The organism is Klebsiella sp. GW_Kp181 (assembly GCF_040062315.1).
Classification (GTDB): domain Bacteria; phylum Pseudomonadota; class Gammaproteobacteria; order Enterobacterales; family Enterobacteriaceae; genus Klebsiella; species Klebsiella oxytoca.
Genome location: NZ_JBEAFR010000011.1, coordinates 1 through 10,141 on the forward strand (window position 1 = coordinate 1; position 10,141 = coordinate 10,141).

Below are 10,141 nucleotides of genomic sequence, written 5' to 3' on the forward strand. Positions count from 1 at the left end.
TGACCCGGCGGGCTGTAAGCCGTTGTTCCGTGTCAGTGGGAGCGCATTATAGGGATCCCATTTTTTTGCACAAGCCTTTTTTCGATCTTTTTTTTCATGTGATGCTTTTTCCGCCTCTTCGCAGCATTCTTGCGCAATTCGTTCAATTTTTACCACAATAAAGGGTTGCAGGAGGCCCCAAAAGCACCCAAAGTCTTTGCACTCCCTTATTTTATTGAGGTAACTATGACCAACAGTTTGCGTCGCTATAAAGAGTTATTCCCGAAAACGGGTCAACGGGTAATGATCGACGCCAGTAGCGTAGTGATCGGGGACGTCAGAATAGCTGATGATGTCAGTATCTGGCCGCTGGTCGCGATTCGCGGTGATGTGAATTATGTAGAAATAGGCGCTCGAACTAACATCCAGGACGGTAGTGTCTTACATGTTACTCATAAGTCTTCATCAAACCCGCGAGGCAATCCACTTATCATTGGCGATGATGTCACTGTCGGCCACAAGGTCATGCTACACGGCTGCACCATCGGTAACCGTGTGCTGGTCGGCATGGGTTCGATTCTGTTGGATGGCGTGATTGTAGAAGACGATATAATGATTGGCGCAGGCAGCCTGGTACCACAGAATAAACGCCTTGAGAGTGGCTACCTTTACTTTGGCAACCCTGTAAAGCAGATACGCCCCCTGACGGAGGCGGAAATCGCCGGACTCATATATTCAGCGAATAACTATGTAAAGTGGAAGGGTGACTACCTGACTCAGGAAAACCAGATCCAACCTTGAGCATCTTCCTGCTGGTCGAGAATCAGAACCTGGGCTTCATCTTCCAGATCCCAGCGATGTTCACGAAATGCGGCCAGCCATTGCGTAGGTTCTTCCCCACCAAAACGCGTCTTGAGCACCAATGACGTTAAGGCGCAGGTTAGCTGCATACCGTTTACTAATACCGGAAAAGCGATACATTGGTGCGCCTCATCCCACACTTCCCTGTCAGGAAACTGAATAGACTGGTTCATGCATTCAGCTCCTTCTGTAAAGCGGCAATGACTGGAGTTATATCTGGCAGAATGCCGTGCCACAACAGCACCGCATGAGCAGCCTGCGCCACCAGCATTCCTAACCCATCAGCGCATTTTGTCGCACCGTGTTGCTGGCATAAGGATAAAAAAGGCGTACTACCTTTCTGGTAAAACATGTCATAGCAGCAGACATGAGGGTTAATTAAACTCACAGGAATTGCAGGAACGTCCCCGTCAATGCCGCTGGATGTCGCATTAATGATGAGATCAAATTCCTCATTGCCTGATGCTTCTATATCCAAAGCACGGACGCTGCCAGTATGAGCAAACAGCGTAGCCAGTTCATGAGCGCGAGAAAAGGTACGATTGACAATAGTAACGGCGCAATCCAGAGATAAAAGGGGCAGCAATACCCCACGTGAAGCGCCACCCGCGCCAATAAGCAATACCCGGCATCCAGGTTTGATAAACTCAAGCCGTTCCAGATCGCTTAAGAGCCCGATGCCATCCGTATTGTCGCCAAGCAGCCGGCCGTCTTCCAGCCGTTTAAGCGTATTAACTGCGCCGGCCAGCGCTGCACGTTCGGTTAACTCGTCAGCTCGCGCAAAGGCCTCTTCTTTAAAAGGTACGGTGATGTTAGCGCCCTTGCCACCCTCATTAAAGAAGGCGTCAAGCGTGGTAACAAAATCATCGAGCGGAGCCAGGATACGTCCATAGGGATGCGCAATTTGCAGCTGCTGTGCAAAAAGCCGATGGATAGACGGCGATTTACTATGGGCGATAGGATGTCCGAAGACGGCATAAGTTTCCATGAATTATCCCTGGCGGAAGAGTTCGCCCGTCAAGGCATCACGAATTTCAGATGGATTTTGACGTCCTCCCGTTGCCCCATCAATGACGGGAAAGTCAGCGCCAAACTGCGTATAAACTTCCTCGGTCGTGCGGCAAGGTGGCTGGCCCGATAAATTTGCGCTGGTTGAAACCAGCGGCTTACCGTAAGCCTTGCACAGTTCAACGACCAGCGGATGATCGGTAACTCTGACAGCCAATGAATTGAAGCGCCCAGTCAACCAACGCGGCGTTGAAGCACAGGCGGGGAAGACAAACGTCACCGGACCAGGCCAGCAGGAAAAAATAGCCGCGAGCTGCTCATTACTAAGCCGCGTATCGTCAATGTATGGCTTGAGTTGTTCAAAGCTAGCGGCGATCAGGATCAATCCTTTTTCAACCGGACGCTGTTTAAGGGCAAGCAGAGTCATGACGGCCTTTTCGCTATCGGGATCGCAACCGACGCCAAAAACGGCTTCCGTAGGATAGGCGATGACATGTTGATTATTCAGAAGCTCCACAGCACGAACGATGGCTTCGGAGGGCAGGTTATTATTCACAGATTTATTCCGCCGATATCGGCTTTCCACATTGTTTGCTGGCACAAAAGCGCTTAACGCCCTGAGCCGTTTTCTTTTCGATTAGCAACGGGTAATGACACTCGGGGCACTCGCCCGCTACTGGTTTGAAATTAATGACGAACTGGCAATCGGGGTAACGATCGCAGGAATGGAAGTTTTTACCAAAACGTGAACGGCGCTGCACCAGATGCCCTTGTCCGCATTGCGGGCAGGGTATTGCGGTTTCATCTGGCTTATCAATCAATTCAGTATGTTCACAATCAGGGTAGCTACTACACCCGATAAACATACCAAAACGTCCCTGCCGTAGCACCAGCACAGAGCCGCAAGACGGACACGTTTGCCCCTCCAGAACTTTGACGATATGTCCGTCCGCCTGGCTTTTAAGGGGACGGACATAGTCACAGTCAGGATAATGCGAACAGCCGAGAAAAGGCCCGTGCTTCCCGGAGCGTATCACCAGTTCAGCCCCACACTGCGGGCAGGGTTCGTTTTTACGCACCGAAAACAGCGCTGTTTTGGTCATAACAATTCTAATGTCGCAGCAAAAAAGTTAATGCAGCATACCTTCATTTACTTCAAAGAGTAATTCTTCCATTTGCTGGTAGGCATTTTCGCAACCGGGAATATTGAACAGCACCATCAGAATCACCCATTTGAGATCCTCCAGATCGAACTCCGCCGTATCCAGCGCCAGCGCACGCTCTATCACCATTTCCCGTGTTTCGAGGTTCAACACCTGAATTTGCTCAAGGAACAGTAAGAACCCCCGGCAACTCGCATCAAGACGCTGACACTCCTCGTCCGTATATACTCGTAGCGAGAGAGGATCGGAAGCAAGCTGCATAGGCGCAACCAACCCCTCCTGATAATCAGCCAGTTTCTCAAGCCACATCAGGGCGTTATAGATATCTTCTCGTTCAAAACCGGCATCGGTAAGATCCCGAGTCAGCTTGTCCTGATCCACGCGCATTTCTGCTTCATTATGGATGTAAGTTTCAAACAGATACATGAGTACGTCGAACATGGCTTGCCCTCCTTAATCGGACATAGCCGCCGGGTACAGCTGCGATCCAGCCTGCTAACTCCAGTTCAAGTAGCTGGGCTACGGTTACTGGCACAGATTGGCCGGCACGTTCAGCGACAACGTCAACAGGTGTTACCTCATCTCCTACGTTAGCCAGGAGCTCTGGAAATGGCAATGCTACAGAAGGCAGATTCGCGCAATTATTTGCGCCATCCGGCTTGGGAACAATGTACTGTAGATCATCCCGCCAGTATTCAATGATGTCTTCAGGCGCCGTTACGGGAATCGCTCCCTGCTTAATGAGCCAATGGGGTCCTTCCGAGCCAGGACTGCCAATTGGCCCGGGCAGGGCAAATACATCCCTTCCCTGCTCCAGAGCATAACGAACTGTCACTAGCGAACCGCTTTTCAGTGCGGCCTCAACAACTAACACACCGGCGCTCAGGCCGCTGATAATCCGATTACGCCGGGGAAAATTCCCCGGCAAAGGCGGAGTAAAAAGTGGAAATTCAGAAATTACGGCTCCACCGTTGCGAATTATCTGCTCCGCCAGCGCCTGATGGCGACGAGGATAGATTTCGCGTAACCCGTTCCCTAAAACGGCAACCGTTTTACCCTTGCCTTCCAGCGCACCACGATGGGCGATCCCATCGATGCCAAGAGCCAGACCGCTAGTGATCGTAATGCCATAACCCGCTAAAGCTTCGCTAAATAATTTCCCCCAGCGGGCGCCATACCACGAATGCGCTCGACTTCCGATAACTGACAGCTGCCGGCTACTAAGTAGCGAAGTATCTCCATAGACAAAAAGGGCACCGGGAAAATCCACAATAGCCCGCAATTGAGGTGGGTACAGCAGATCTTCGACGGTGAGTAGATAGCAACTCGGCTGCTCGAGCCACTGCAGAGTGGAATCAATCTCGCATTGGTTAACGCTAAGAAAGTGCTTCGATTGCGCCAGATTCAAACCACAGGCTCGTAAATTCTCATGATCTAACGTCGGAGATGAACATAACTGACGAGCGACGTTGACAGCACTGTCGCCATACAGGCTGCTCACTCTCATCAAACGTATCCAAATTTCCTTCGGCGTCATCCCCATCCCCCTGCCACAAGCGACTTTAACAATCATTGCGATTGGACAGCGAGACTGTCAATTGCAGGGGGTTTTGTCTAGAATAGAGGTAATAATCTTTCCAACTCCTGAACACAACTCTGGATAACTATGTCAGTTTTGCAAGTGTTACATATTCCGGACGAGCGCCTTCGCAAAGTCGCAAAGCCGGTTGAAGAAGTAAATGCGGAAATTCAGCGTATCGTCGATGATATGTTCGAGACGATGTACGCTGAAGAAGGTATTGGTCTTGCCGCAACGCAGGTGGATATCCATCAGCGGATCATCGTTATTGATGTATCGGAAAATCGTGATGAGCAGCTGGTATTAATCAACCCGGAGCTGCTGGAAAAGAGCGGAGAGACCGGCATTGAAGAGGGCTGTCTCTCTATTCCTGAACAACGCGCTTTAGTGCCGCGTGCAGAAAAAGTGAAAATCCGCGCGCTCGATCGCGAAGGAAAATCGTTTGAACTGGAAGCTGACGGTCTGCTGGCAATCTGTATTCAGCATGAGATGGATCATCTCGTTGGTAAGCTGTTCATCGATTATCTGTCTCCGCTCAAGCAACAACGCATTCGTCAAAAAGTTGAGAAACTTGACCGCCTGAATGCCCGAGCTTAAGGACGAGAATTAACGTGTCAGATTCACTACGTATTATTTTTGCGGGTACTCCTGATTTTGCAGCGCGTCATCTTGACGCGCTGCTCTCCTCTGGACATAACGTCGTTGGCGTGTTTACACAACCAGACCGTCCAGCTGGCCGGGGTAAAAAACTCATGCCCAGCCCGGTTAAAGTACTGGCGCAGGAGAAAGGCATACCGGTATTTCAGCCAGCTTCGTTACGCCCGCAGGATAATCAGCAATTAGTTTCTGACCTGCATGCAGACGTCATGGTGGTCGTAGCCTATGGTCTGCTTTTGCCGAAAGCGGTGCTGGATATGCCGCGCCTTGGCTGCATTAACGTTCATGGTTCGCTGCTTCCACGCTGGCGCGGAGCGGCGCCAATACAACGTTCGCTGTGGGCTGGTGATACCGAGACCGGTGTAACAATCATGCAGATGGATGTCGGGCTTGATACGGGCGACATGCTGTATAAGCTTGCGTGTCCCATCACCGCAGAAGATACCAGCGGAACGTTATATGACAAACTGGCTAACCTGGGGCCGCAAGGGCTTATTGAAACCCTTAAGCAGCTTGCCGCGGGTACCGCAAAACCGGTCGTTCAGGATGAAGCGCTGGTTACCCATGCACAAAAACTCAGCAAAGAAGAGGCGCGTATCGACTGGTCTCTTTCCGCTGCTCAGTTAGAACGCTGCATTCGCGCCTTTAATCCGTGGCCTATGAGCTGGATAGAAATTGATGGCCAGCCGATAAAAGTCTGGCAGGCATCGGTTATCAATACGGCCACAGCTGCCGAACCGGGGACCATCATTGAAGCGACAAAACAGGGGATTCAGGTAGCAACCAGCGACGGTATTCTGAATCTACTCTCGCTGCAGCCGGCCGGTAAAAAAGCAATGAGCGCCCAGGATCTTTTAAACTCGCGCCGGGAATGGTTCGCTCCTGGCAACCGTCTGGTCTGACGGCCCCTTCTTAATACGCCCGGTGTTGCCGGGCATTTTTATTTTTGTGTTTATGAAAAAACAACTCAATTTACGTAGCCTGGCAGCGCAGGCCGTTGAACAGGTTCTCGAACAAGGGCAATCACTAAGCAACGTTCTGCCCTCACTGCAGCAAAAAGTATCCGATAAAGATAAAGCGCTGCTTCAGGAACTATGCTTTGGCGTGCTGCGTACGCTTTCGCAATTAGACTGGCTAATCAATAAGCTAATGTCTCGTCCGATGACGGGTAAGCAGCGTATCGTTCACTACCTGATTATGGTGGGCTTATATCAACTGCTCTATACGCGTATCCCACCGCATGCCGCACTGGCGGAAACGGTTGAAGGCGCAGTCGCGATTAAACGTCCACAGCTTAAAGGGTTGATTAACGGCGTATTGCGCCAGTTTCAGCGCCAGCAGGAAGAGCTGTTGTCTGAATTTTCTCGTAGCGACATTCGCTTCTTACACCCAGGCTGGTTATTAAAACGTCTGCAGAAAGCGTATCCAGCGCGGTGGGAAGCCATCGTGGATGCGAACAACCAGCGTCCGCCAATGTGGTTGCGCGTGAATCGTCTCCATCACACGCGCGACAGCTGGCTGGCATTGCTGGAAGAGGCGGGTATGTCAGGGTTTACGCATTCCGCTTATCCTGACGCTGTACGCATGGAAACACCGGTACCAGTCCATGCACTGCCAGGGTTTGAAGAAGGCTGGGTTACCGTTCAGGATGCCTCCGCTCAGGGTTGCGTCACATTCCTCGCCCCCAAAAACGGCGAGCAAATTCTGGATCTCTGCGCCGCTCCGGGCGGTAAAACCACGCATATTCTCGAAGCGGCTCCCGAAGCACAGGTTCTCGCCATCGATATTGACGAGCAGCGGCTCTCCCGCGTCTATGACAACCTGAAGCGACTGGGAATGAAGGCAACCGTCAAACAGGGTGATGGACGCCATCCATCACAGTGGTGCGGCGAACAACAGTTCGATCGTATCCTGCTGGATGCGCCTTGTTCCGCTAGCGGTGTTATTCGCCGTCACCCGGATATCAAATGGCTGCGCCGGGATCGCGATATCGCAGAACTGGCCCAGCTTCAGTCGGAAATTCTGGATGCCGTATGGCCGCACCTGAAATCCGGCGGAACCCTGGTTTACGCGACGTGCTCCGTATTACCAGAGGAGAATAGCCTGCAAATTAAAGCCTTTCTGCAACGAACGGCGGATGCGGTACTCAGCGAAACCGGAACGCCAGAGTTACCAGGCCAACAAAATTTGCCTGGTGCTGAAGAAGGTGACGGCTTCTTTTACGCTAAGCTAATCAAAAAGTGATGAGATAACGAGTCGCGACTGATGAAAATTATCATATTGGGCGCAGGACAGGTCGGCGGAACTCTGGCGGAAAATCTCGTCGGAGAGAACAACGATATTACTCTGGTCGACACGAATGGCGACCGCCTTCGTAGTCTTCAGGATAAATTTGATCTCCGGGTGGTTCAGGGGCATGGCTCGCATCCGCGCGTGTTACGTGAGGCCGGTGCGGATGATGCCGACATGCTGGTTGCGGTGACCAGCTCCGATGAAACCAATATGGTGGCCTGCCAGGTTGCCTATTCGCTGTTTAATACGCCAAATCGTATTGCTCGCATCCGTTCGCCGGATTATGTTCGCGATGCCGACAAACTTTTCCATTCAGAAGCGGTTCCTATAGATCACCTTATCGCACCTGAGCAGCTGGTAATTGATAGTATTTACCGGCTGATCGAGTATCCAGGCGCTTTGCAGGTTGTCAATTTTGCTGAAGGAAAGGTCAGCCTGGCGGTCGTTAAAGCCTATTATGGCGGTCCTTTGGTGGGAAATGCGCTTTCGACTATGCGCGAACATATGCCGCATATTGATACACGCGTAGCGGCCATTTTCCGCCACGATCGTCCTATCAGACCCCAGGGCTCAACAATTGTAGAGGCCGGGGATGAGGTGTTCTTTATCGCCGCTTCGCAGCACATTCGAGCAGTCATGAGCGAGCTTCAGCGTCTGGAAAAGCCTTATAAACGCATCATGCTGGTCGGCGGCGGAAACATTGGCGCCGGGCTCGCCCATAAGCTGGAGAAAGATTACAGCGTCAAACTCATTGAACGTAATCAACAGCGTGCCGCAGAGCTTGCAGAAAAGCTGCAGAATACCATCGTCTTCTACGGCGATGCTTCAGATCAAGAATTACTGGCTGAAGAACATATCGATCAAGTTGATCTTTTTATCGCTGTAACCAACGATGATGAAGCCAATATCATGTCTGCCATGCTCGCGAAGCGAATGGGCGCCAAAAAAGTCATGGTACTGATCCAGCGACGGGCTTACGTCGATCTTGTCCAGGGGAGCGTGATCGACATTGCAATATCACCGCAGCAGGCAACCATATCCGCGCTGCTCAGCCATGTCCGCAAAGCGGATATTGTTGGTGTTTCCTCGCTGCGCCGCGGCGTCGCTGAGGCCATTGAAGCAGTGGCGCACGGAGACGAAAGCACTTCACGGGTTGTTGGACGTTCGATTGATGAGATTAAACTTCCGCCAGGAACAATTATTGGCGCAGTTGTACGCGGTAATGATGTCATGATAGCGAATAACAATCTGCGCATTGAGCAAGGGGATCATGTAGTTATGTTCCTGACTGACAAAAAATTCATCTCTGATGTGGAGAGGCTATTCCAGCCAAGCCCTTTCTTTCTGTAGTTATCAGGCGTCGACAAGACGCCTTTCTTTTATCCCTTATATATCAAAGGATAATATTTTCCTGCAATTATTTCCTAATAATGGAAAATAGGAATACATTTGTTAAACTTATCAGTGTTCGCTGGCTCAAGGAGAATAAAATGAGTTTTTTAAAAGAATTTCGCGAATTTGCGATGCGCGGGAACGTGGTTGATCTGGCAGTCGGTGTCATCATTGGTGCAGCATTTGGTAAAATCGTATCGTCGTTGGTTGCCGATATTATTATGCCGCCGCTAGGCTTGCTCATCGGCGGAATTGACTTTAAACAGTTTGCTGTAACGCTGCGAGATGCCCAGGGCGACATTCCCGCTGTCGTAATGCACTATGGCGTATTCATCCAGAATGTATTCGATTTTATTATCGTGGCTTTTGCTATTTTTATGGCAATCAAACTGATGAACAAATTGAACAGGAAAAAAGAAGAGGCACCGGCAGCACCACCTGCTCCGACTAAAGAAGAAGTCCTGCTTAGCGAAATTCGTGACCTGTTGAAAGAACAGAACAATCGCCCTTAAAAGGCTTTAAAACCAGAAGGCCAGTGGTAAAAAAGTTAATCACTTTCTTGCCACTGGCCTCCCGACCATCCCGCCCCGCATGTTTTGCTTTTCTTTGATAACTGCCTTTCCCCTTTTTATTCTTTTCCACTCGTTGCCTGAATAACGGGTCATGAAGCAAGGCCTCGATGGCATTATCTTTTATCTGCCCTTTAGTGTGCTGATAGCGGCTCATAAAATCTCCAGATTGGTAAATGAAATCGGCGTGAGTGTAGACGTGAATGCTGAATAAATCAACGCCCGGTATTTCTGTTACTGGCGCCCTGCTCGAGCGCTTCAAGAATGGAACAATAGACACTGCTGTGCGCTGTGCCGCAGCAAGCATCATTGAGCCGCTGTAAGGAACGACGCATAGCCTGGAGTTCCTTAATACGGGATTCCACTTCACTCAAACGAGCCTGCACGATGCCTTTAGATTCCTGACAGGTATGATGTTCCGGATCGATGCGGATCGAGAGAAGTTCGCGGATCGATTCCAGCGTAAAACCCAGCTGCCTGGCATAGCGGATAAAACGCAGTCTCTGCAGGTCGTTATCCGAATAGAGACGAAATCCACCTTCCGTACGCACGTTATGATCCATCATCTGCTGTTTTTCATAATAGCGGATGGTATCAGGAGTAACGTCAGCCAATTTAGCCAGTTCACCTATGCGGTACAT

General features: G+C 50.6%; 14 protein-coding genes. 6 read left to right on the forward strand and 8 right to left on the reverse strand.

Annotated elements, in window-relative coordinates:
* The first annotated feature begins 225 nt into the window (after positions 1-225).
* Positions 226-780: a gamma carbonic anhydrase family protein gene (locus ABLV11_RS06160; protein ID WP_004106285.1), complete on the forward strand. Its 555-nt coding sequence runs from the start codon at positions 226-228 to the stop codon at positions 778-780.
* On the opposite strand, the gene ABLV11_RS06165 is transcribed toward ABLV11_RS06160, so the two are convergent.
* Genes ABLV11_RS06165 through dprA form a run of 6 tightly spaced genes read right to left on the reverse strand, consistent with a single transcriptional unit; the run spans position 756 to position 4,548 of the window.
* Positions 756-1,013 (reverse strand): DUF1488 domain-containing protein, encoded by a 258-nt coding sequence (locus ABLV11_RS06165; protein ID WP_126488149.1) that lies wholly within the window; start codon positions 1,011-1,013, stop codon positions 756-758. The genes ABLV11_RS06160 and ABLV11_RS06165 overlap by 25 nt on opposite strands.
* The gene (aroE, locus tag ABLV11_RS06170; protein ID WP_126488147.1) at positions 1,010-1,828 is read right to left on the reverse strand and encodes a shikimate dehydrogenase; all 819 of its coding nucleotides are present in this window, start codon (positions 1,826-1,828) and stop codon (positions 1,010-1,012) included. The genes ABLV11_RS06165 and aroE overlap by 4 nt, the downstream gene beginning before the upstream one ends.
* A 3-nt stretch (positions 1,829-1,831) precedes the next feature.
* On the reverse strand, positions 1,832-2,404 hold the full coding sequence (tsaC, locus tag ABLV11_RS06175) for an L-threonylcarbamoyladenylate synthase type 1 TsaC (RefSeq protein WP_126488145.1): 573 nt from the start codon (positions 2,402-2,404) through the stop codon (positions 1,832-1,834).
* A 4-nt stretch (positions 2,405-2,408) separates the two neighbouring features.
* Positions 2,409-2,951 carry a type I DNA topoisomerase gene (locus ABLV11_RS06180; RefSeq protein WP_004106296.1) on the reverse strand — a complete coding sequence of 181 codons (543 nt, stop codon included), beginning with the start codon at positions 2,949-2,951 and terminating at the stop codon, positions 2,409-2,411.
* 27 nt (positions 2,952-2,978) lie between these two features.
* On the reverse strand, positions 2,979-3,452 hold the full coding sequence (smg, locus tag ABLV11_RS06185) for a DUF494 family protein Smg (protein WP_004106298.1): 474 nt from the start codon (positions 3,450-3,452) through the stop codon (positions 2,979-2,981).
* The gene (gene dprA, locus ABLV11_RS06190) at positions 3,424-4,548 is read right to left on the reverse strand and encodes a DNA-protecting protein DprA (RefSeq protein WP_126488143.1); all 1,125 of its coding nucleotides are present in this window, start codon (positions 4,546-4,548) and stop codon (positions 3,424-3,426) included. The genes smg and dprA overlap by 29 nt, the downstream gene beginning before the upstream one ends.
* A 129-nt stretch (positions 4,549-4,677) precedes the next feature.
* Between dprA and def the strand changes: the two genes are divergently transcribed.
* From def to mscL, 5 genes are all read left to right on the forward strand, one after another.
* Positions 4,678-5,187 (forward strand): peptide deformylase, encoded by a 510-nt coding sequence (gene def, locus ABLV11_RS06195; protein ID WP_004106306.1) that lies wholly within the window; start codon positions 4,678-4,680, stop codon positions 5,185-5,187.
* A gap of 14 nt (positions 5,188-5,201) precedes the next feature.
* Positions 5,202-6,149: a methionyl-tRNA formyltransferase gene (fmt, locus tag ABLV11_RS06200; protein ID WP_126488141.1), complete on the forward strand. Its 948-nt coding sequence runs from the start codon at positions 5,202-5,204 to the stop codon at positions 6,147-6,149.
* A gap of 52 nt (positions 6,150-6,201) precedes the next feature.
* The gene (gene rsmB, locus ABLV11_RS06205) at positions 6,202-7,491 is read left to right on the forward strand and encodes a 16S rRNA (cytosine(967)-C(5))-methyltransferase RsmB (RefSeq protein ID WP_105890665.1); all 1,290 of its coding nucleotides are present in this window, start codon (positions 6,202-6,204) and stop codon (positions 7,489-7,491) included.
* 21 nt (positions 7,492-7,512) lie between these two features.
* Positions 7,513-8,889 carry a Trk system potassium transporter TrkA gene (gene trkA / locus ABLV11_RS06210; protein ID WP_004106309.1) on the forward strand — a complete coding sequence of 459 codons (1,377 nt, stop codon included), beginning with the start codon at positions 7,513-7,515 and terminating at the stop codon, positions 8,887-8,889.
* 140 nt (positions 8,890-9,029) lie between these two features.
* Positions 9,030-9,443, forward strand: coding sequence for a large-conductance mechanosensitive channel protein MscL (mscL, locus tag ABLV11_RS06215; protein ID WP_126488139.1), 414 nt, complete (start codon positions 9,030-9,032; stop codon positions 9,441-9,443).
* Here mscL and ABLV11_RS06220 read toward each other — a convergent pair.
* Positions 9,397-9,657 carry an alternative ribosome-rescue factor A gene (locus ABLV11_RS06220; protein ID WP_126488137.1) on the reverse strand — a complete coding sequence of 87 codons (261 nt, stop codon included), beginning with the start codon at positions 9,655-9,657 and terminating at the stop codon, positions 9,397-9,399. The genes mscL and ABLV11_RS06220 overlap by 47 nt on opposite strands.
* A gap of 58 nt (positions 9,658-9,715) precedes the next feature.
* Positions 9,716-10,141 carry a Zn(2+)-responsive transcriptional regulator gene (gene zntR / locus ABLV11_RS06225; protein ID WP_004106312.1) on the reverse strand — a complete coding sequence of 142 codons (426 nt, stop codon included), beginning with the start codon at positions 10,139-10,141 and terminating at the stop codon, positions 9,716-9,718.

Excerpts from the sequence above, each read along its gene's own strand:
- ABLV11_RS06160 (WP_004106285.1), top strand. The coding sequence starts at position 226 with ATGACCAACAGTTTGCGTCGCTATAAAGAGTTATTCCCGAAAACGGGT.
- ABLV11_RS06165 (WP_126488149.1), bottom strand. The coding sequence starts at position 1,013 with ATGAACCAGTCTATTCAGTTTCCTGACAGGGAAGTGTGGGATGAGGCG.
- aroE (WP_126488147.1), bottom strand. The coding sequence starts at position 1,828 with ATGGAAACTTATGCCGTCTTCGGACATCCTATCGCCCATAGTAAATCG.
- ABLV11_RS06180 (WP_004106296.1), bottom strand. The coding sequence starts at position 2,951 with ATGACCAAAACAGCGCTGTTTTCGGTGCGTAAAAACGAACCCTGCCCG.
- smg (WP_004106298.1), bottom strand. The coding sequence starts at position 3,452 with ATGTTCGACGTACTCATGTATCTGTTTGAAACTTACATCCATAATGAA.
- dprA (WP_126488143.1), bottom strand. The coding sequence starts at position 4,548 with ATGACGCCGAAGGAAATTTGGATACGTTTGATGAGAGTGAGCAGCCTG.
- def (WP_004106306.1), top strand. The coding sequence starts at position 4,678 with ATGTCAGTTTTGCAAGTGTTACATATTCCGGACGAGCGCCTTCGCAAA.
- rsmB (WP_105890665.1), top strand. The coding sequence starts at position 6,202 with ATGAAAAAACAACTCAATTTACGTAGCCTGGCAGCGCAGGCCGTTGAA.
- trkA (WP_004106309.1), top strand. The coding sequence starts at position 7,513 with ATGAAAATTATCATATTGGGCGCAGGACAGGTCGGCGGAACTCTGGCG.
- mscL (WP_126488139.1), top strand. The coding sequence starts at position 9,030 with ATGAGTTTTTTAAAAGAATTTCGCGAATTTGCGATGCGCGGGAACGTG.
- ABLV11_RS06220 (WP_126488137.1), bottom strand. The coding sequence starts at position 9,657 with ATGAGCCGCTATCAGCACACTAAAGGGCAGATAAAAGATAATGCCATC.
- zntR (WP_004106312.1), bottom strand. The coding sequence starts at position 10,141 with ATGTACCGCATAGGTGAACTGGCTAAATTGGCTGACGTTACTCCTGAT.